At 72.3% G+C, this 19,478-nt stretch carries 15 protein-coding genes; 6 read left to right on the top strand and 9 right to left on the bottom strand.

Features of this window, described 5'->3' with window-relative positions:
• Positions 1–987 (bottom strand): alpha-ketoacid dehydrogenase subunit beta, encoded by a 987-nt coding sequence (locus tag ABLE68_RS09560; protein WP_348871088.1) that lies wholly within the window; start codon positions 985–987, stop codon positions 1–3.
• A complete protein-coding gene (pdhA, locus tag ABLE68_RS09555; protein ID WP_348871087.1) occupies positions 984–2,141 on the bottom strand; it encodes a pyruvate dehydrogenase (acetyl-transferring) E1 component subunit alpha in 1,158 nt (385 codons plus the stop codon). Before pdhA ends, ABLE68_RS09560 begins: the two co-directional genes overlap by 4 nt.
• Positions 2,142–2,316: 175 nt before the next feature.
• Here pdhA and ABLE68_RS09550 point away from each other — a divergent pair, with 175 nt between their 5' ends.
• Both ABLE68_RS09550 and ABLE68_RS09545 read left to right on the top strand, forming a co-directional pair.
• On the top strand, positions 2,317–2,778 hold the full coding sequence (locus ABLE68_RS09550) for an SRPBCC family protein (protein WP_348871086.1): 462 nt from the start codon (positions 2,317–2,319) through the stop codon (positions 2,776–2,778).
• Positions 2,775–3,557, top strand: coding sequence for a helix-turn-helix transcriptional regulator (locus ABLE68_RS09545; RefSeq protein ID WP_348871085.1), 783 nt, complete (start codon positions 2,775–2,777; stop codon positions 3,555–3,557). Before ABLE68_RS09550 ends, ABLE68_RS09545 begins: the two co-directional genes overlap by 4 nt.
• 112 nt (positions 3,558–3,669) lie before the next feature.
• Here the strand turns inward: ABLE68_RS09545 and ABLE68_RS09540 are convergent, their stop codons facing one another.
• On the bottom strand, positions 3,670–4,677 hold the full coding sequence (locus tag ABLE68_RS09540; RefSeq protein ID WP_348871084.1) for a LacI family DNA-binding transcriptional regulator: 1,008 nt from the start codon (positions 4,675–4,677) through the stop codon (positions 3,670–3,672).
• Positions 4,678–4,744: 67 nt separating this feature from the next.
• Here ABLE68_RS09540 and ABLE68_RS09535 point away from each other — a divergent pair, with 67 nt between their 5' ends.
• The 3 genes from ABLE68_RS09535 to ABLE68_RS09525 are packed head-to-tail and all read left to right on the top strand — an operon-like array spanning position 4,745 to position 8,702.
• Entirely contained in the window at positions 4,745–6,103 is a 1,359-nt protein-coding gene (locus ABLE68_RS09535) for an MFS transporter (RefSeq protein ID WP_348871083.1), read from the top strand.
• Positions 6,100–6,957, top strand: a complete 858-nt coding sequence (locus tag ABLE68_RS09530) for a shikimate dehydrogenase (protein ID WP_348871082.1) — start codon at positions 6,100–6,102, stop codon at positions 6,955–6,957. The genes ABLE68_RS09535 and ABLE68_RS09530 overlap by 4 nt, the downstream gene beginning before the upstream one ends.
• Positions 6,954–8,702, top strand: a complete 1,749-nt coding sequence (locus ABLE68_RS09525; RefSeq protein WP_348871081.1) for a sugar phosphate isomerase/epimerase and 4-hydroxyphenylpyruvate domain-containing protein — start codon at positions 6,954–6,956, stop codon at positions 8,700–8,702. The genes ABLE68_RS09530 and ABLE68_RS09525 overlap by 4 nt, the downstream gene beginning before the upstream one ends.
• Before the next feature lie 80 nt (positions 8,703–8,782).
• Here ABLE68_RS09525 and ABLE68_RS09520 read toward each other — a convergent pair whose 3' ends face one another.
• Positions 8,783–9,697 carry a cation diffusion facilitator family transporter gene (locus ABLE68_RS09520; RefSeq protein WP_348871080.1) on the bottom strand — a complete coding sequence of 305 codons (915 nt, stop codon included), beginning with the start codon at positions 9,695–9,697 and terminating at the stop codon, positions 8,783–8,785.
• 98 nt (positions 9,698–9,795) lie between these two features.
• On the opposite strand from ABLE68_RS09520, the gene ABLE68_RS09515 reads away from it, so the two are divergent.
• Positions 9,796–10,827 (top strand): family 43 glycosylhydrolase, encoded by a 1,032-nt coding sequence (locus ABLE68_RS09515; RefSeq protein ID WP_348871079.1) that lies wholly within the window; start codon positions 9,796–9,798, stop codon positions 10,825–10,827.
• Here the strand turns inward: ABLE68_RS09515 and ABLE68_RS09510 are convergent.
• From ABLE68_RS09510 to ABLE68_RS09490, 5 genes are read right to left on the bottom strand one after another with little or no spacing between them, the layout of a single operon-like run.
• Positions 10,817–11,764 (bottom strand): glutathione S-transferase family protein, encoded by a 948-nt coding sequence (locus ABLE68_RS09510; protein ID WP_348871078.1) that lies wholly within the window; start codon positions 11,762–11,764, stop codon positions 10,817–10,819. The genes ABLE68_RS09515 and ABLE68_RS09510 overlap by 11 nt on opposite strands.
• A 34-nt stretch (positions 11,765–11,798) precedes the next feature.
• Positions 11,799–12,803 (bottom strand): zinc-binding metallopeptidase family protein, encoded by a 1,005-nt coding sequence (locus ABLE68_RS09505; protein ID WP_348871077.1) that lies wholly within the window; start codon positions 12,801–12,803, stop codon positions 11,799–11,801.
• A gap of 55 nt (positions 12,804–12,858) precedes the next feature.
• Complete coding sequence (locus ABLE68_RS09500; RefSeq protein ID WP_348871076.1) at positions 12,859–13,734, bottom strand: transglutaminase family protein; 876 nt, start codon at positions 13,732–13,734, stop codon at positions 12,859–12,861.
• On the bottom strand, positions 13,731–16,211 hold the full coding sequence (locus ABLE68_RS09495; RefSeq protein ID WP_348871075.1) for a circularly permuted type 2 ATP-grasp protein: 2,481 nt from the start codon (positions 16,209–16,211) through the stop codon (positions 13,731–13,733). Before ABLE68_RS09495 ends, ABLE68_RS09500 begins: the two co-directional genes overlap by 4 nt.
• The gene (locus ABLE68_RS09490) at positions 16,208–19,456 is read right to left on the bottom strand and encodes a transglutaminase family protein (protein WP_348871074.1); all 3,249 of its coding nucleotides are present in this window, start codon (positions 19,454–19,456) and stop codon (positions 16,208–16,210) included. The genes ABLE68_RS09495 and ABLE68_RS09490 overlap by 4 nt, the downstream gene beginning before the upstream one ends.
• Positions 19,457–19,478 lie beyond the last annotated feature (22 nt).

The raw sequence follows: 19,478 nt of genomic DNA, 5'->3' as shown, positions 1-19,478 counted from the left end.
TCAGAACTCCAGCGAACGGTCGACGGCGTCCAGCACCCGGTCCAGGTCGGGGAGGTAGTCCTCCTCGATCCGCGACGGCGGGTAGGGCGTGTCGAAGGCACCGACGCGCAGCACCGGCGCCTCCAGGGAGTAGAAGCACTCCTCGGTGATCCGCGCCGAGAGCTCGGCGCCCATGCCCAGGTTGACGTGCGCCTCGTGGGTGACGACCGCACGGCCGGTACGGCGTACGGACTCGAAGACCGGTCCCATGTCGAGCGGCGAGAGCGTGCGCAGGTCGATGACCTCGAGCGACTTGCCCTCCCCGGCGGCGGCCTCGGCGGCCTTCAACGCGGTCTTCACGGTCGGGCCGTAGGCCAGCACGGTGACGTCGCCGCCACGGCGTACGACGCGCGACGTGAAGAGCGGGTCGGGCGTGGCCGACTCGTCGAGCTCGGCCTTGTCGGCGTGGTACTGCCGCTTCGGCTCGAGGAAGATCACCGGGTCGTCGCAGGCGATGGCCTGCTGGATCATCCAGTAGCCGTCGACCGGGTTGGAGCAGGCGACCACCTTGAGGCCGGGCGTGTGCGCGAACTGCGCCTCCGGCGACTCGCTGTGGTGCTCGACCGCGCCGATGCCACCGCCGAAGGGGATCCGGATGACCATCGGCATCTTCGACTTGCCCTGGCTGCGGAAGGTCATCTTCGCGACCTGGCAGACGATCTGGTCGTAGGCCGGGTAGACGAACCCGTCGAACTGGATCTCGACCACCGGGCGGTAGCCGCGCAGCGCCAGGCCGACGGCGGTGCCGACGATGCCGGACTCGGCCAGTGGGCTGTCGATGACCCGGTCCTCGCCGAAGTCCTTCTGCAGACCGTCGGTGATCCGGAAGACGCCGCCCAGCTTGCCGACGTCCTCGCCCATGAGGAGGACCTTCGGGTCGTCCTCCATCGCCTTGCGCAGACCCATGTTGAGGCCCTTGGCCAGCGTGATCTTCTGCGTGGTGCTCATGCCCGTGCCCCCTCGAACGACTCGAGGTAGGCCTCGAAGCCGGCGCGCTGCTGCTCCAGCTCCTCGGTCATCTCGGTGTAGACGTGGTCGAAGATCGACATCGGCGACGGGTCGGGCAGCGCCTTGCAGCCCTCACGGAGGCGGGCGCCGAGGTCGTCGGCCTCCTGCTGCAGGGCGGTGAAGAACTCGTCGTCGGCCAGCCCGTTGCGCCGCAGGTAGACCTCCACCCGCGCGATCGGGTCCTTGAGCTTCCAGCGCTCGAGGTCGTCGGAGAGCCGGTAGCGGGTCGGGTCGTCGGTCGTGGTGTGGGCGCCCATGCGGTAGGTGTAGGCCTCGACGAAGGTCGGGCCCTGGCCGTCGCGGGCGCGCTGGAGCGCCGCCTGCGTCACGGCGTACGTCGCGAGGACGTCGTTGCCGTCGACCCGGACGCCGGGGAAGCCGAAGCCGAGAGCTCTTTGGTAGAGCGGGATCCGCGTCTGGCGCTCGATCGGCTCGGAGATCGCCCACTGGTTGTTCTGGCAGAAGAAGACGACCGGCGCGTTGTAGGACGCGGCGAAGATGAAGGCCTCGTTGACGTCGCCCTGCGAGGACGCGCCGTCACCGAAGTGGGCGATCACGGCCGCGTCGCGGTCGGGGTCGCCCGTGCCGACGACACCGTCGCGCTGCATGCCCATGGCGTAGCCGGTCGCGTGCAGCGTCTGCGCGCCGATGACGATCGTGTAGAGGCCGAAGTTGTTCTCGGCCGGGTCCCACGAGCCCTGGTCGACACCGCGGAAGAGCCCGAGCAGGTCGAGCGGGTCGACGCCCTTGCACCAGGCGACGCCGTGCTCGCGGTAGGTCGGGAAGACGAAGTCCTGCGGGCGCAGCGCGCGGCCGGCGCCGATCTGGGCGGCCTCCTGGCCGAGCAGCTGGGCCCAGATGCCGAGCTCGCCGTGGCGCTGGAGCGCCGTGGCCTCGACGTCGATGCGCCGGGTGAGCACCATGTCGCGGTAGAAGCCGCGGATCTGGTCGGCCGGGAAGTCGAGGTCGAACTCCGGGTGGTGGACCCGCTCACCCTCGGGGGTCAGGAGCTGGATGAGGTCCGGCCCGCCGTCTTGCTGCGACGGTCCGAAGACCTCCGCGAGGTCCGGGCCGAAGCCTGGCTGCTGCGTCACGTGCACTCCTTCGAGTTCACCGGCCGTGCGGGGTTGCCGCTGGCCGAGTCTTGTCAGTCCGGGTCGGGACGCGGGGGTGGTGCGCCCTGTGACCCGGAACACAATCGTGCCTGGCCAACCTACCCGCGGCATCGTCGCCGTCGCCAATCCGCCGGGGGTTCCTTAGTCTCGGCGCATGACTGCCCACGATGTCTCTGCCAGCACGACGATCGCCGCACCGCCCGAGGTCGTCTTCGCGATCCTGGCCGACGCACGCCAGCACCCTCGGATCGACGGCTCCGGCACGGTCCGCGCGGCGGTGTCCGCCCCCGACCGGCTCGAGCTCGGCTCGGAGTTCGGCATGGACATGAAGATGGGCGCGCCGTACAAGATCAAGAACCGGGTCGTCGAGTTCGAGGAGGGTCGCCTCATCGCGTGGCGTCACCTGGGCGCCCACCGGTGGCGCTACGACCTGGAGCCGGTCGAGGGCGGCACGCAGGTGACCGAGACCTGGGACCTGAGCCACTGCAACGCGGTCAACCGCTGGGTCCTCGGCGTGATGGGCTACCCGAAGCGGCACCGACGCGGCATCGAGCAGACGCTGGTCAACCTCAAGGCGGCGGCCGAGGAGGACGCGGTCACCAGCGAGCAGGCATGACAGAGCCCCGGTCCGGCGAGCTCCCCGTCGGAGTCGGCCTGGGGCCAGCCACCCAGGTCTCCCCGCAGGCCGTGCAGGCCGCGCTCGATGCGGCCGCCGCCCTCCAGGTGCGTCGCACCGAGGCAGCGGCACTGGCGGAACGCGGCGCGCTGACCGATGGCCAGGTCGTGGCCGTCGGCATGGCCGCAGCGCAGGAGTGGTTGCGCGACGAGGACGGCAGGTGGCGCGAGAACCTGTCCGTGCGACCGACCGCGTCGGTCACCCAGCTCCGCGCCAGCCTGCCGATCAACCGGGCCAGGGTCGCGGCCGGGGCACGGATGGTCAGCGTCTTCGACTACACCGGGCTCGACTCCGTCGCGCGGCTCCTGCTCTCCAACGAACCGACCGGGGACTACCTCTTCGGCCGGGCGCCGGTCCAGATGAAGATCATCGACCGCCGGTTCGTGGTCCTCGACGGCCCGGCCGTCGACGGTGGCATGAGCCTGATGACGATCCACCAGGGTCCGTGCCTCGAGGCCGCGTGGCGCTACTGGGACGCGGTGATCGCCACGTGCGCGCCGCCCGAGGAGGTCGCCGGTCCGTCCACCTTGACGGCACGGCAGCTGCAGGTGGTCGCGCTGCTCATGTCCGACCTGGCCGACGAGGCCATCGCAGCAAGCCTCGGCGTCAGCGTCCGTACGGTCCGCTCAGACGTCGCCGCGATCCTCCGGGCGGTCGGCGTGAAGTCGCGCTTCGCCGCCGGCGCCCGGCTCCAGCTCTGGGCCAGCCAGGGCGAGTGACGCTGCAGGTTCCTGCAGCCCGCGCGACACGACCGGCCCGATGGTGTGGGCTACCCCCTCGGGGTGGAGCCGGCCGACCACGGGGGAGCTGGTCGGCTCCCCCGTGCGGGCCTCAGCTGCGCAGCGGCCCCGTCGACCGGCGTACGACGAGCTGGGTCGGCAGCACCCGGGTCGGTGGCTCGCTGACCCGGGTGTGCGCTTGCGCCACGATCGCCTCGACCGCCCGCGCACCGGCGTCCTCGGTGCGCTCGGCCAAGGTGGTCAGGGCCGGGCTGCAGAAGTCAGAGCCCACGATGTTGTCGAAGCCGACCACGCTGACGTCGTCGGGCACGACGACCCCGCGCTCGGCCAGCCGGAGCATCACCCCGATCGCGAGCATGTCGTTGTGGGCGACGACCGCGGTCGCGCCGGCGGCGAGCACCGCGTCGGCGGCGGCCGGGCCGCTGGCCAGCGTCGGCACGTAGGGACCGAACCTGGTGGCCGACAGGCCGGCGGCCTCGGCCGCGGCGCGGAGCCCGGCCCACCGGCGGGCGCCGGACCAGGACTCGGGCGGTCCACCGAGGAAGACGAAGGACCGGTGACCGTACGACGCGAGGTGCTCGACGATCTGCCGGGTCCCGTCGTCGAAGTCCGCGACCACGCAGGCGACTCCCGGGGTGGCCCGGTTGACCAGCGCGATCGGGTTGAGCTCCGCGGCCCGTCGCAGCACCTCGTCGGGCAGCCGCGAGGCGCTGAGGACGAACCCGTCGACGGCCGGCCCGAGGCGGCGGACGAGCTGCTCCTCGGTCTCGACGTTCTCCGCGGTGTCGCCGAGGACCAGCGTCAGCCCGGCCGCAGCGGCAGCCCGTTCGGCGCCCTTGATCACCCCGGAGAAGTAGGGGTTCGTGATGTCGGGGACCAGGAGGGCGAGGGTGTTGGTCCGCCCCGACTCGAGTGCCCGCGCGGCCGGGTTGGGGGCGTAGCCGAGCTCGTCGGCGACGGCCAGGACGTGCTCGCGGGTGTGCTGGTTGACCCGCTTCGGGTTGGTGAAGGACCGCGACACCGTGGACGCCGCGACACCCGCCGCCGCGGCCACGTCGGTGATGGTGGCGCGGCGGCGGACCGGGCGAGAAGGGGACACCCCGCCATTGTGGCAACAAATGGCAAACGCTTGCCATGTGACCGGGGCCACTCCGACACTCGACCGCATGAGCACCCAGGAAGCACCCACCCGGACCCCGGGCAAGGCCGCGATCGCCGCCTGGTTCGGCAGCGCCCTCGAGTACTACGACTTCGCGATCTACGGCACCGCCGCCGCGCTGGTCTTCCCGGACATCTTCTTCCCGGACGGCAACGACACCGCGGCGACGGTCGCCGCGTTCGCGACCTTCGGCGTCGCCTACGTCGCCCGGCCGATCGGCTCCTTCTTCATGGGCCACGTCGGTGACCGGCTCGGCCGCAAGAAGGTGATGATCGGGACCATCCTGATGATGGGCGTCTCGACCTTCCTGGTCGGCTGCCTGCCGACCTACCAGTCGATCGGCATCCTCGCGCCGGTCCTGCTGGTGGTGCTGCGCATCCTGCAGGGACTCTCGGCCGCCGGCGAGCAGGCCGGTGCGAACTCGATGTCCTTCGAGCACTCGCCCGACGACCGTCGCGGCTTCTTCACCAGCTTCACGCTCAGCGGCACCCAGGGCGGCCAGATCCTGGCGCCCGCGGTGTTCCTGCCGCTCGCGGCGGTGCTCTCGGACGCGCAGCTGCAGTCGTGGGGCTGGCGGATCCCCTTCTGGATCAGCGCGATCGTGGTCGTCGCCGGCCTGGTCATCCGCCGCCGGCTCGAGGAGACGCCGGAGTTCCGGGCGGAGGTCACGACCGACGAGGCACCGCGCGCGCCCTTGGCCTGCCTCTTCCGCGACCACTGGCGCGCGGTGCTCCGCGTCTTCTTCGCGGCCTTCATCGCGACGGTCAACACGATGTTCGCCGTCTTCGCGCTCAACTTCGCGACGTCCGACGACTACGAGATCGGGATCAGCAAGGACACCATGCTCTGGCTGGCGATCGTGGCCAACGTCGTGGCGATCTGCACGATCCCCTTCTGGGCCATGCTGTCGGACCGGATCGGCCGCAAGCCCGTGTTCGTGACCGGTCTGCTCGGCAGCGCGGTCCTCGTGGTGGCCTTCCTGGGCGCGATCGCCCACGGCCAGGTCGCGCTGATGTTCGTGCTCGGCGTCGCTCTCGCCGGCGTCGTCTACTCGATGCCGAACGCCGTGTGGCCCGCGACGTACGCCGAGTACTTCCCGACCAGCGTGCGCCTGTCCGGCATGGCGATCGGCACCCAGTTCGGCTTCGCGCTGGCGGGCTTCACGCCCACGATCGCCGGAGTCCTGATGAGTGGCGACGCGAGCAACTGGTGGAAGGTCGGCGCCTTCGCCGCCGGTGCCTGCGTGGTCTCCGCGATCGCGGTGCTCACCGGACCGAACGGCACCCACCAGGTCCCCACCCGCGACCTCGGCAACCGCCGCGTCGCGACCGCGGACACCCACCGGCCGGTGCCGGTGCACGCATGAGCGCCGAGCGGACGTCGTACGTCCTGGGCCTGGTGGGTGAGGGCATCTCGGCCTCGCTGACCCCTGCCATGCAGGAGCGCGAAGGGCGCGAGTGCGGCCTCCAGGTGAGCTACCGGATCATCGACGCCGGTCGGCTCGGCCTGGGCGCCGACGACCTGCCGGACCTGCTCGACTGGGCCGAGCGCCTCGGCTTCGACGGCCTCAACGTGACCCACCCCTTCAAGCAGGTGGTGCCGACCCTGCTCGACGAGATCTCCGACGACGCGGTCGACCTCGGCGCCGTCAACACGGTGGTCTTCCGCGACGGGAAGCGCTTCGGCCACAACACCGACTGGTCCGGCTACGGCGCCGCCTTCCGGGCCGCGCTGCCCGACGCGGTCCACGACCGGGTGGTCGTCGTCGGCGCAGGTGGCGCCGGCGCGGCCGTCGGCTACGGGCTGCTCGACCAGGGCGCCGAGCACGTCGCCGTCCTGGACGCTGACGACGAGCAGGCCGACGCGTGCGCCGTACGCCTGGCGAAGAGGTACGGCGACGACCGGGTGTCGGCGGTGTCCGACCTGCCCCGGGCCCTCGCCGCGGCGCAGGGCGTCGTCAACGCGACACCGGTCGGCATGCTCGGACACCCCGGGACCGCCGTGCCGGAGGCCTTGGTCCGCCCGGACCTCTGGGTCTCCGATGTCGTCTACTTCCCGCTGGAGACCGAGCTGATTCGGCTGGCCAGGTCGCGAGGTTGTCGGATCGTGCCCGGTGGCGGGATGGCCGTGCATCAGGCGGTCGGGGCCTTCGAGCTCTTCACCGGCCGGGTGCCCGACGCCGAGCGGATGGTGCGGCACTTCGCGGAGCTGACGGCATGAAGAAGGGCATCGCCACCGTCTCGCTCAGCGGCGTGCTGGCCGACAAGCTGGGGGCGATCGCGGCCGCCGGCTTCGACGGGATCGAGCTCTTCGACAACGACCTGGTCTCGTCGCCCCTGTCCCCGCGCGAGGTGGCCTCGCGGTGTGCCGACCTCGGCCTCACGATCGACCTCTTCCAGCCGGTGCGCGACGTCGAGGGGGTGCCTCCGGAGCGGTTCGACGCGGTGCTGCACCGGTTCCGCGCGATGCTCGCCGTGATCCGCGAGCTCGGCGCGCCGGTCGTGCTCGCCTGCTCCAACGTCGGCCCCGACGCGATCGACGACCTCGACCTCACCGCCTCCCAGCTGCACGCGCTCGGTGACCTCGCGGCCAAGGACGGCGTGACCATCGCCTACGAGGCGCTCGCCTGGGGGCGGCACGTCAACCGGGTGGGCCAGGCGTGGGAGGCGGTCCGCCGGGCCGACCACCCGTCGGTCACGCTCGCGGTCGACACGTTCCACATGCTCTCCCGAGGTGACGACGGATCTGCGCTCGCGGGCGTGCCCGGCGACCGGATCGGCTTCCTGCAGGTGGCCGACGCGCCGCTGCTCGACATGGACGTGCTCGAGTGGAGCCGCCACTTCCGCTGCTTCCCCGGCGAGGGCACCCTCGACGTCGCCGGCGTGGTCGCGGCCACGCTCGCCACGGGGTACGCCGGCCCGCTGTCGCTCGAGGTCTTCAGCGACGTGGTCCGCGAGGCCGACCCAGCCGTCACCGCACGGGACGCCATGCGGTCACTGGTGTTCCTCGAGGACCAGCTGGGCGTCGCGCCCCAGCCCCCGAGCCCGGCGTCGATCGACCCGGCCTTCCTGGAGGTCCCCGGCTCCCCCGCCGTACCTCCCCTGCTGGAGTCCCTCGGCTTCGCGCCCGCGGGCCACCACCGGACCAAGCCGGTCACCTGGTGGCGTCAGGGCGACGCGCACGTCGTCGTCAACGACGGCGACTCCCCCGACCCGGCCCTCGGCGTGGTCGCGGCCCCGGTCTCGGGGGTGGCCGAACGCGCGAAGGCGCTGCTGTGGCCGGCGGTCGACCGGACCCGCGGCGCGGGCGAGGCGCACCTGCCCGGCATCACGTCGCCGTCCGGCCTGCACGTGTTCGTCAGCGCGCCGGCCGGCGACGAGGACGACTGGCAGCGCGACTTCCTGCCCGTCGCTGCTCCGGGCGACGGGAGCTGGCTCGGGCTCGACCACGTCGCGGTCGCCGTACCTCCCGACCGGCTCAACGAGGAGGTGTCCTTCCTGCGGACCCTCTTCGCCCTCCAGGCGGGCACCGCCGAGGAGTTCATGGAGCCGCACGGCCGGCTGCGCAGCCGGGCCTTCCGCCCGACCACGGGGGCGCTGCGCGTCGTGCTCAACGTCGAGGAGTCGGTGGCCCCGGCCTCCGGGATCACCCAGGTCGCCTTCGGCTGCACCGATGTCCGCGCCGAGGTGCGGGCACTGCGCTCGCGCGGGGTGCCGCTCATGCCGGTCCCCGACAACTACTACGTCGACCTCGACGCGCGCTTCGACCTGGGCACCGAGCTGGTCGCCGACCTGCGCGAGCACTCCCTGCTCTACGACCGGGCCGGCGCCGGCGAGCTGCTGCACGCGTTCACCGCTCCGCTGCCGACCGGCTTCCACGTCGAGCTGCTCGAGCGGCGAGGCGGGTACGACGGCTACGGCTCGGCCGGGACCCACGTGCGGCTGGCCATGCAGCGCTCCCGTTGAGTCGAGACTTTCGTCAGTCCAATCGAGGGTTTCGTCGGTCAGAACTCTCGACTCGACTGACGGAAGTCTCGATTCAACCGTCAGTGGACCTCGCCCAGGTCCTCGTGGTCCTGGTGGGTCACCGGCTCGACCTGGAAGGTGGAGTGGCGCAGGTCGAAGTGCTCGGCGGTGCAGTCGCAGAGCCGGTCCAGGATGCCGCCGACCCCGTGCTCGTCGAGCGCCTCCTGGGTCACGGTGACGTGCGCCGAGAGGCTCGGCATCCCGCTGGTGATCGTCCAGGCGTGGAGGTCGTGCACGTCGACCACGCCGGGCATCTCGAGGAGGTGGCGGCGTACGTCGTCGAGGTCGAGCCCCGGTGGGGCGATCTCGAGGAGGATCGACGCCGACTCCTTCAGCAGGCTGATCGAGCGGGGCAGGATCAGGACCGCGATCGCCAGCGAGGCGAGCGGGTCGGCGCGCAGGAACCCGGTGGTCAGGATCAGGAGCGCGGCGATGATCGCGAGCAGCGATCCGAGGAGGTCGGCGAGCACCTCGGTCGCGGCGCCCCGCAGGTTGAGCGAGCCCGTCTCCGAGCGACGCAGCACCAGCAGCGACCCGGCGTTGGCGGCCAGACCAACAGCGGCGAAGGCCAGCATCGGCCCCGCGTCGACGTCCTGCGGGTCGGCGAGGCGGGAGATCCCGGCGTACGCGAGGTAGGCGCACACCAGCAGCAGGACCACGGCGTTGGCCATCGCCGCCAGGATCTCGGCGCGGTGGAGACCGAAGGTCGAGCGGGGGCCGCCGGGCCGGGCGGCGACGTACGACGCCCCGAGCGCGAGCACGATCGCGGCCGAGTCGGTGGCCATGTGGCCGGCATCGGCCAGCAGGGCGAGCGAGCCGGTGACCCACGCGCCGACCAGCTCGACGACCAGGACGCCGACCGTGATCGCGAGCACCAGGCGCAGGCGCCCTCGGTCCTCCGCCCGTCCGGCGGCGTGGCCGTGATCGTGTCCCATGGCCACATTGTGACAACCGGCGTGTTCTCCTCCCGTCGGCCGGTCCAGCGGGTGATCCTGTCGCATCACATCGGGTGCGGATCTTTGGGTGGGGCAGCATGCAGCGGGGGAAGTGGGGCGTCCTTGCCCTGGTCGTGGTGGCCGCGTGCGGCCTGGTGGCGGCGCCGGCCCAGGCCTCGGCCCGGCCGTCCGTGACGTTGCGGATCGCGCCGGTGTTCCACACCCGGGGGTTCGCGGACCCGACGGTCGTGCCGTACGCGCACGGCTACCTCGCGGTCGGCACCGGGTGGAAGGCTCCGCGCGCGGTCGCCCGGACCCCGCGCGGGCCGTGGCACCAGGTGCGGCCGGCCCTCACCGACCTGCCCCGCTGGGTGCGCTCGCCGCAGATCTGGGCGGCCGACCTCAACCACGTCGGTCATCGGTGGGTCCTCTACTACGCGGCGGTCGCGCACGGCGCCCACCGGCGGTGCATCGGGGTCGCGACCGCCAGACGCCCCGTGGACCAGTTCCGGCCGGTCGGGCGGCACCCGCTGATCTGCCCGGAGCACGGTGGGGTGATCGACCCGTCGGCCTTCGTCGGCCGGCACCACCACCGCTACCTGGTCTACAAGACCCAGGGCAACCCGGCCACGATCCGGCTGGTCCGGCTCGCCCACGACGGCCGGCACAAGCACCACCGGCACCAGCACCACCGGCACAAGCACCACCGGCACCACCGGGTCGCGCGGAGCCACCTGCTGCTCCGGAGCCGGACCACGATCGAGAACCCGCAGCTGGTCCGGCACGGCAAGCAGCTGGTGCTCTTCGCGTCCGAGGGCTACTTCGGCAACTGCGGCTACCACACGACCTGGCGCCGCTCGCGACACCTCTTCGACTGGCGGCACTCACGCCCGCACGGGATGCTCCACCGTCGGGGCACCCGGATCTGCGGGCCGGGAGGCGCGGACGTCGTACGCGGCCCCCGGCAGCACCAGATCATCTACTTCCACGGCTGGAGCTGTGGCGGACGACCGTGCCCGGCGTACTTCCTGATGGACCGCGGGCGCCGACCCACCGCCCACCGGGTGCTCTACGCCGCGCACCTGCGGTGGCACCACGGCAAGCCGCGGGTGAGGGCGTTCAGGCGCTGAGCGACTCGCGCCCGTGGGGCGTCGTCCAGCCCGAGAGGTCCGGGCCCTTCGGCACGATCTGGGTCGGGTTGATGTTGGTGTGCACGACGTAGTAGTGCGTCTTGATCTGCTCGAAGTCGGTGTTGTCGCCGAAGCCGGGCGTCTGGAAGAGGTCGCGCGCGTAGCCCCAGAGCGCCGGCATCTCGGTCAGCTTGTTGCGGTTGCACTTGAAGTGGCCGTGGTAGACCGCGTCGAAGCGGGCCAACGTCGTGAAGAGGCGTACGTCGGCCTCGGTCAGCCGGTCGCCCATGAGGTAGCGCCGGTCGGTCAACCGCTCCTCGAGCCAGTCCATGGTCGCCCAGAGCCGGTCGTAGGCCCGGTCATACGCTCCCTGCGAGCTGGCGAAGCCGCAGCGGTAGACGCCGTTGTTGAGCTCGGTGAAGATCCGCTCCATCACCTCGTCCATCTCCTCGCGGAGGTCGGCGGGCCACAGGTCGGGGGCGTCGGGACGGTGGAAGTCCTGCCACTCGAAGAACAGGTCGTGGGTGATCCACGGGAAGTCGTTGGTGACGACCTGCCCGGTCGGCACGTCGACGACGGCCGGCACCGTGATCCCGCGCGGGTAGTCGGGATAGCGCGCGAAGTAGGCCTGCTGCAGCCGCTCGATGCCGAGCACGGGGTCGACGCCGCCCGGGTCGAGGTCGAAGGTCCAGCTGCGCTCATCGTGGGTCGGACCGGCCAGGCCGAGCGAGATGACGTCCTCGAGGCCGAGCAGCGAGCGCACGATGATCGCCCGGTTGGCCCACGGGCAGGCTGCCGCGGCGACCAACCGGTAGCGCCCCGGCTCGACCGGCCAGAGCTCGCCCGCGACAGGCCCGTGCTCGGGTCGTCGCCCCTCTCGCGTGATGCGGTCGGGGATGTAGTTCATGTCGCGGTCGAAGTCACCCGAGCTGGCCATGTCCGCAAGCGTAGGTGAAGGCTCAACCAGCGGCTCAGTCGGACGACCGGGCGAGGCTGGCGACGAAGTCGAGCTTGTCGATGACCGGGGCGGGGATGACGAAGGGGTAGAGGTCGTCCTTGCCCATGCTGCGGTTGACCATGTTCAGTGCCACTGCGAGCGGGATCCAGACGCCGACGACGACGTCGCGGAAGCTCGAGAACGCCGAGACCGGCGCCAGCGTGGCCAGCCCGAACTCGCTCGCGGTCTCGATGGTGTCGCAGATGTGCAGGTAGTGCGCCCAGGTCTCGGCGAAGTCCTCGAAGGGGTGCATGGTGGCGTACGTCGAGATGTAGGAGTCAGCCCAGTCCTCGGGCGGGCCCTCGGCGTAGTGCCGGTCGATCTCGGCCTGGTAGTCCTTCGACTCGTCGCCGAACAGCTCGCGGCTGCGGGCGAACCGCTCGTCGCCGCGGACGAGCTGCCACTCGTAGTAGTGGCCGACCTCGTGCCGGAAGTGGCCGAGCATCGTGCGATAGGGCTCGGCGAGCTTGGCGCGGACCTTCTCGCGGTAGGCGTCGTCGCTCTCGGCGAGGTCGATGGTGATCAGGCCGTCCTCGTGGCCGATCACGACGTTCTCGTCGACGCTGGAGAGCAGGTCGAAGGCCAGCCCGTTCTCCGGGTCGCCGCCGGTCGCCGGGCCCTTCCCGACCACCGGGAAGCCGAGGACGTCGAGCTCGCGGATCAGGTGTCGCTTCGACTGCTCGGCCGCCGGGTAGTTCTCGAGCCCCACGAGGTCGTCGTCGGACGGCCGGGTACGGGTCAGCGAGCAGCTGAAGCACTGGCCACCCTCCACCGGGGCCAACCACGTGCAGCCGGACAGGTTGAGGTTGGCGCACACCCACCACACCAGCCCGTTGGCGTCGACGTACCGTCCGCTCGTGGTGACCGGGACGATCGCGTCCTCCGCCCGGGAGTAGCCGAGGGGCGTCCCGCAGGACACGCAGACGGAGTTCTCGAAGAAGAGCTGGTTGTCGCAGACGCGGCAGCGGTATGACCTCACGGAGGTGACGTTCCCCGTCGAGGGCTTCCGCACGCCATTCGGCGCGACTCCTTTGTCACACCGGCGCCACGTCGACCGAGACCCGGAGGGTCGACGTCTTCGCCTCGGTGAAGATCACGCCCTTCACGGGAGGTACGTCGGCGTAGTCCCGGCCCCACGCGACGGTGATGCTCCGGTCGCCGACCCAGAGGTCGTTGGTCGGGTCGATCGCGAGCCACTCCTCGGAGCCCGGGACCCACGCGGCGACCCAGGCGTGGCTGGCGTCGGCACCGACGACGCGCTCGCGACCGGGCGGCGGCTGGGTCGCGAGGTAGCCGCTGACGTAGCGCGCCGCGAGGCCGTGCGAGCGCAGGCAGGCGAGCGTCAGGTGGGCGAAGTCCTGGCAGACGCCGGCGCGCTCCCGGAACGTCTCCTCGACCGTCGAGGTGACGGTGGTGGCGGTCGCGTCGTAGCGGAAGTCGGCGTGGATGCGGTGCATCAGGTCGGTGACCGCCTCGCCGAGCGGTCGGCCCGGCCGCAGCGACTCGGCCGCGTAGTCGTGGGCCTCGGCGGTCTGCTCGACCTGAGACGAGGGCAGCGCGAAGTCGGCGACCCGCCAGGCGCCCGCGAGGTCCGGGGTGAGCAGCGGCCGGGCCCGCTCCCACGGGACACCCAGCGCCTGCTCGTCGTACGACGGGACCTCGACCTCGACCTCGCAGCGGCCGAGGACCTCGAGCTCGGTGTGCGGGGTGGTGACCTGGAAGTAGGTCGTGGTGTTGCCGTGGAAGTCGATGTCGTCGGCGACGTCGACGGGCTCGGGCGAGACGACGACCTCGGCGGAGAGCACCGACTGCGCGGCCATCCGGCGCGGCACCAGGTGGGCGACTCCCAGGCTGTCGGTGACCTCGTCGTCGTACGAGTAGACGGTGCTGTGGCTGATCCGGTACCTCATCGCACGGCGCCCAGGATCGAGCCGAGCGGACGCGGCGCCGGGCCGCTCGCGAAGTGCACCTGGCCGACCGCCTCGGCGAGCCGTCCGAGCTGGGCCAGGTAGGTGTCGAGGAAGCGGACCAGGTTGGGACGGTCGACGCCACCGATGGTGACCAGGCTCGCGACCTCGACCGAGGCGAGCTCGGCGGTGAGGTCGGCGAGCAGCCGCTCGGGGCGCGACGACCCGGTGGACGCCGGCAGGGCCGCGAGGTGGACGTGGGCCTCGGCGAGCGCGAAGGCGACCGAGCGCGGGTTGTCGGCATCCATCAGCAGCAGCTCGATCACGCCCGCCGGCCGGACGTAGCCCCGGTAGCGGCGGCGGTGGGTGACCGCGCTCTCGGCGGCGGCGAGGACCGAGTTGAGGACCTCCCGGTCCACGTCGATGCCGCGCCGCTCGGTCGTGGTGGCGGCCAGCAGGTGGCAGACCTGGAGCGCCCGCTCGATCGCTCGGCCGGCGCCGATCGCGTGCCAGCCGGGGTCGCGGATCATGCTCGCGGTCACGCCCTGCAGCGAGAGGATGCCGGTCAGCATCCGGCCGGCGCTCTCGGCGACCTGGTGGCTGTGCGGGTTGGCGAGCAGCACCTGGACCGCGCGGTCGGTCGTGCCGAACGCCCGCCAGGTGTCCGGGGAGAGCTGGTCGCGGACGCCTCGCAGCGCGTCGCGCAGCCCGTCGAGCCCGTGGGCGACGGAGCCGGTCCGGGTGGCGTCGAGCAGGACCGAGCGGAAGTCGGCGTCGAGGTCGTCGCCGCCGCCGGGAGCCAACCGGTGGAGCGCGTCCATCATGACGTCGAGGCTGGCGCCACCGGTCGTGCGCGGCCGGTCGCCGAAGTCCTCGGCGAGCGTGTGGGCGGCGAGCACCAGCCGGAGCATGTCCTCGACCCGCTCGGCGTAGCGCCCGAACCAGAACATGTCCTCGAGCACGCGCGGCACGGTCGCCGGCGTGGACCGGGCAGCGGTCATCGGGAGGACCCCGGACAGACCCTGGTCGGCGTCGCCGGGGCTCGACTTCAGCACCCAGACGTCCTTGCTCGCCGTCGACGGGGAGCGGCCGGAAGCGTCCAGGACGCTCGCCAGACCGCCGACGAGCGGCCGGTAGGCCGAGCCGTAGCGGAGGGTGAACGTGCGCAGCGTCAGCGGGACCGGGTGCGTGCCGGTCGCGGACCAGGTCGGCGACTGCGAGAGCGGCAGCCGGTCCTGGCCGACGAAGCGGTACGGCGTCTCGAGCACCCGCGTCCGCACCTGGTCGACGCTCAGCCCGGCGAGCGCGTCGGTCGGTCCGTCGATCGGACGGACGGTAATCGTGCCGATCCGGTCGAGCACGTGGTCGAGCCCGTCGGGCTCACCGCACCACCAGGTCGGCACCGACGCGAGCCGGAGCGGCTCGCCCAGCAGGGCTTCGCAGGCCGCGGGCAGGAACGGCATCAGGCCGGGGTTCTCGAGGACGCCCGCGCCGAGGCCGTTGACGACCCGGACCCGACCGCGGCGTACGGCCTCGACCAGGCCGGCGACGCCGAGCTGGGAGTCGCCGCGCAGCTCGAGCGGGTCGCTCCACGCCGCGTCGACGCGACGCAGGATGACGTCGACGCGCTCGAGCCGGCTGCCGCCCGCGAACGACGGTGACTTCATGTAGACCCAGCCGTCGCGGACCACGAGGTCGCTGCCGAGGACGAGCGGGAAGCCGAGGGCCGAGGCCACGAAGGCCTGGTCGTACGCCGTCTCCGACTGCGTGCCGGGCGAGAGGACGACCACGCGCGGGTCGGCGAGATCGCCCTGGGCGGACTGGATCAGCGCCGATCGCAGCGCCCAGAAGTAGGGCTCCATCCGGTGCAGGCCGGCCTCGCGGTAGAGCTCGGGCATCACCCGGGAGATGACGCGACGGTTCTCCATCGCGTAGCCGAGCCCGGACGGCGCCTGGGCGCGGTCGGCCAGCACCCGCCACTCGCCGTCGGCGTCGCGGCCGAGGTCGGTGGCGGCCAGCACCAGAGGGCGCGGGTCGATCGCGGACGCCCGGGCCACCACGCGGGTGAAGCCGCTGTGGCCGAGCACCACGGCTGGCGGCACGATGCCCTCGGCGAGCAGCCGCTGCTCGCCGTACAGGTCGACGAGAAGGGCGTTGAGCAGCTCGGCACGCTGGGCGAGCCCGACCTCGAGCGGCGTCCAGGCGGCTGCGTCGATGACGAGCGGGACCGGGTCCAGCCGCCAGGAGTCCTGCCGGCCGCCCGGCCGGGCGTAGGTGACACCGTCGTCGGCGAGGAAGCGCGAGATCTCCGCGTCGACCCGGCGCAGCTCGGCGTCGGTGATGCCGACGGCCACCTCCGCGAGGCCCTTCCAGCCGGCACGCAGCGACCCGTCGGGGCCGATCATCTCGTCGTAGCGAGACGGCTCGGATCCCAGTGTGGGTTGGGATATCGCGGCGGCGTACTCGCGCAGGACGGTCATCCGGGTGGCACCCGACGGAGGTCGAGGAGGTGGGGGTACTCCGCGCTCGCGGCCCGTCGGCCGGCCTCGCGGAGGGCGCCGACGTCGATCGCGCCGGCGGTGTGGCCACGCGGCTCGAACCGGCTCGCGCGGCGTGCCTCGGCCTCCTGCGCGTTGACCGGCGGGTGGTCGTAGGAGCGGCCACCGGGGTGGACGACGTGGTAGGTCGCACCGCCGAGCGAGACCTCCGCAGCGGTGTCGACGACGTCGAAGTGGAGCGGAGCGTGCACCGGGATCGACGGGTGCAGCGCGGACCACGGCTGCCAGGCGCGGTAGCGCACCCCGGCGTACAGGCCGTCGCCGTCGGCGGTCGCGGTCAGAGGCACGGGAACACCCTGGCACGTGACGACGTGCCGGGTGGGGTCGATCCCACGCACCAGCACCTGGAGACGCTCGACCGAGGAGTCGACGTAGCGCGCGGTGCCGCCGGCCGTCGCCTCCTCGCCCAGGACGTGCCAGGGCTCGATGGCCGAGCGCAGCTCCAGGGTGGCGTCGCCGACCTCGGTCAGACCGATGCGCGGGAAGCGGAACTCGGTGAAGGGGTCGAGCCAGGAGTCCTCGAAGGGGATCCCGAACGCGCGGAGATCGGCGAGCACCTCGCCGATGTCGCGGGTCGCGCCCTCGGGCAGCAGGAAGTCCTCGTGCAGGCGGGTGCCCCAGCGGACCAGCGACGCCGTGAGGGGACGCTCCCAGAACATCGCGACCAGGCTGCGGACCAGCAGGGCCTGGACCAGCGCCATCTGCGGGTGCGGCGGCATCTCGAAGCCGCGCAGCTCGAGCAGGCCGAGCCGGCCGCGCGAGGAGTCGGGGCTGTAGAGCTTGTCGACGCAGAACTCCGCGCGGTGGGTGTTGCCGGTCAGGTCGGTGAGCAGGTGCCGCAGGGCGCGGTCGACCAGCCACGGGCGAGGCTCGTCGGTCTCTTCGACCAGCCGGGCGATCTCGGCGGCCGCGATCTCCATCTCGTAGACCGCTTCCGGCCGGCCCTCGTCGAAGCGCGGCGCCTGGCTGGTCGGGCCGATGAACCGCCCGGAGAAGAGGTAGGACAGCGCGGGGTGGCGCTGCCAGTAGGTGATCAGGCTGACCAGCAGGTCGGGCCGGCGCAGCAGGGGTGAGTCGACCGGCTGCGAGCCGCCCAGGGTGATGTGGTTCCCGCCGCCGGTGCCGGTGTGCAGCCCGTCGAGGTCGAACTTCTCGGTCGTGAGGCCGCAGTGGCGCGCGGCGTCGTACAGCGTGGTCGTCAGGTCGCGCTGGTCGGCCCAGCTGGCGGTGGGCTGCACGTTGACCTCGATGACGCCGGGGTCCGGCGTGACGATCAGCTGGGTGAGGCGCGGGTCCGGCGGCGGGCCGTAGCCCTCGAGCACGACGGGGCAGCCGATCCGGCGAGCGGCGACCTCCACCAGCTTGAGCAGGTCGGCGTAGTCCTCGAGCCGCTCGGTCGGCGGGAGGAAGACGTGCACGTGGCCGTCGCGCGCCTCGAAGGCGAGTGCGGTCGTGGGTGCACCCTCCGGCTCGACGACCTGCACCGTCGGGACGCCCGGGTCGAGCGGCGGTCCGGCCTCGAGGTACGACGGCTCGCCGGCGAAGTCGGGCGGCGTCCACGAGATCGCGTCGAGCGGCAGGCGGAGGCCGACCGGTGACGAGCCGGGCGTCAGCACCAGCCGGCCGCGTCGGAAGCGCCACGCGGGGCTGGTCCACTCCTCGCCCGTCGCGAGGGGCAGCACCCAGCCACGGACGTCGCTGACGTCGCGGTCGAGGGCGTCCACGTCCACGCCGTCCTCGGCCGTCCGCTCACCGACCGGCTTGCGGGTCTCGGTGACGAGCTCGGCCAGCGGGTCGTCGTACGCCGCGAGGAGCTGGTCCTCCGGGAGGCCGAGCGTCTCCGCGACGCGGCGGGCCAGTGCCTCGGCGTGTTTCTCCGCCTCGGGATCGACGGCCTCGCCCCACGGGTCGGCGAAGAGCGTCGGGTCCTGCCAGAGCGGGACGCCGTCGGTGCGCCACTGGAGGGCGATGTTCCAGCGGGGCAGCGGCTCGCCGGGATACCACTTGCCCTGGCCGCGGTGCACGACGCCGCCCACGGCGTACGTCTCACGGAGCCGGTCCGCGAGGACGTTGGCGAGCGCGCGCTTCTCGGGGCCGTCGGCGTCGGTGTTCCACTGCGCGGTGGTCCCGTCGTCGCGGGAGACGAAGGTCGGCTCGCCGCCCATGGTCAGGCGCACGTCGCCGGCGCGCAGCCGCTCGTCGACGGCCTCGCCGACGGCGTCGATGCGCGCCCACTGGCCGTCGGTGTAGGGCTTGGTGACGCGGGGGTCCTCGTGGATCCGGCGTACCTCGTTGTGGAAGGAGAACGCCACGCCGACCGGCTCGGTGACGCCCTCGATCGGCGCGGCCGAGCTCGGGTGCGGGGTCGCCGACAGCGGGATGTGCCCCTCGCCCGCGAAGAGCGAGGAGGTCGGGTCGAGCCCCACCCAGCCGGCGCCCGGGATGAAGACCTCGGCCCAGGCGTGCAGGTCGGTGAAGTCGGCTGCCGCGCCGGTCGGGCCGTCGAGGCCGATCATGCTGTCCGGGTCGGGGGCGAGCTGCACGAGGTATCCCGAGACGAACCGCGCCGCGAGGCCGTGCTGCCGCAGCAGGCTGACCAGCAGCCACGCGCTGTCGCGGCAGGAGCCGATGCCGAGGCTCAGCGTCTGGTCGGGCGTCTGGACGCCCGCCTCCATCCGCACCGAGTAGGCGACGTCTCGGTTGACCGCGGCGTTGAGGGACGCGAGGAAGTCGACCGTCGGCGTACCGCCCGCGGGCTGCGGCGGCAGCCTGTCCTTCCAGGCCGCCGCCTCCTGGCTGTCGTCGACAGGGCGGAGGTACGGCGCGAGGTCGGCCGCCAGGGACGGCTCGTAGGTGAAGGGGAACCGCTCGGCGTACTCCTCGACGAAGAAGTCGAACGGGTTGATCACCATCAGGTCGGCGACCAGGCCGACGGTGATGTCGAGGACCTCGACCTTCTCGGGGAAGACGATCCGGGCCAGCCAGTTGCCGAACGGGTCCTGCTGCCAGTTGAGGAAGTGGCTCTTCGGGCTGATGTCGAGCGAGTAGGCCTCGATCGGCGTCCGCGCGTGCGGCGCAGGCCGCAGCCGCACCACGTGCGGGCCGACCGTCACCGGGTGGTCGAAGGTGTACGTGGTCCTGTGCTCGAGCGCGACCTTCACCGACATGCGCCCACCTTGCCTGCGATTC

It is taken from the genome of Nocardioides pollutisoli (assembly GCF_040045055.1).
GTDB classification, from domain to species: domain Bacteria; phylum Actinomycetota; class Actinomycetes; order Propionibacteriales; family Nocardioidaceae; genus Nocardioides; species Nocardioides tweenelious.
This window is presented reverse-complemented; position numbering and strand designations above follow the sequence as displayed.

Excerpts from the sequence above, each read along its gene's own strand:
- ABLE68_RS09530 (WP_348871082.1), top strand. The coding sequence starts at position 6,100 with ATGAGCGCCGAGCGGACGTCGTACGTCCTGGGCCTGGTGGGTGAGGGC.
- ABLE68_RS09500 (WP_348871076.1), bottom strand. The coding sequence starts at position 13,734 with ATGAGGTACCGGATCAGCCACAGCACCGTCTACTCGTACGACGACGAG.
- ABLE68_RS09550 (WP_348871086.1), top strand. The coding sequence starts at position 2,317 with ATGACTGCCCACGATGTCTCTGCCAGCACGACGATCGCCGCACCGCCC.
- ABLE68_RS09515 (WP_348871079.1), top strand. The coding sequence starts at position 9,796 with ATGCAGCGGGGGAAGTGGGGCGTCCTTGCCCTGGTCGTGGTGGCCGCG.
- ABLE68_RS09495 (WP_348871075.1), bottom strand. The coding sequence starts at position 16,211 with ATGACCGTCCTGCGCGAGTACGCCGCCGCGATATCCCAACCCACACTG.
- ABLE68_RS09560 (WP_348871088.1), bottom strand. The coding sequence starts at position 987 with ATGAGCACCACGCAGAAGATCACGCTGGCCAAGGGCCTCAACATGGGT.
- ABLE68_RS09525 (WP_348871081.1), top strand. The coding sequence starts at position 6,954 with ATGAAGAAGGGCATCGCCACCGTCTCGCTCAGCGGCGTGCTGGCCGAC.
- ABLE68_RS09535 (WP_348871083.1), top strand. The coding sequence starts at position 4,745 with ATGAGCACCCAGGAAGCACCCACCCGGACCCCGGGCAAGGCCGCGATC.
- ABLE68_RS09510 (WP_348871078.1), bottom strand. The coding sequence starts at position 11,764 with ATGGCCAGCTCGGGTGACTTCGACCGCGACATGAACTACATCCCCGAC.
- ABLE68_RS09520 (WP_348871080.1), bottom strand. The coding sequence starts at position 9,697 with ATGGGACACGATCACGGCCACGCCGCCGGACGGGCGGAGGACCGAGGG.
- ABLE68_RS09545 (WP_348871085.1), top strand. The coding sequence starts at position 2,775 with ATGACAGAGCCCCGGTCCGGCGAGCTCCCCGTCGGAGTCGGCCTGGGG.
- ABLE68_RS09490 (WP_348871074.1), bottom strand. The coding sequence starts at position 19,456 with ATGTCGGTGAAGGTCGCGCTCGAGCACAGGACCACGTACACCTTCGAC.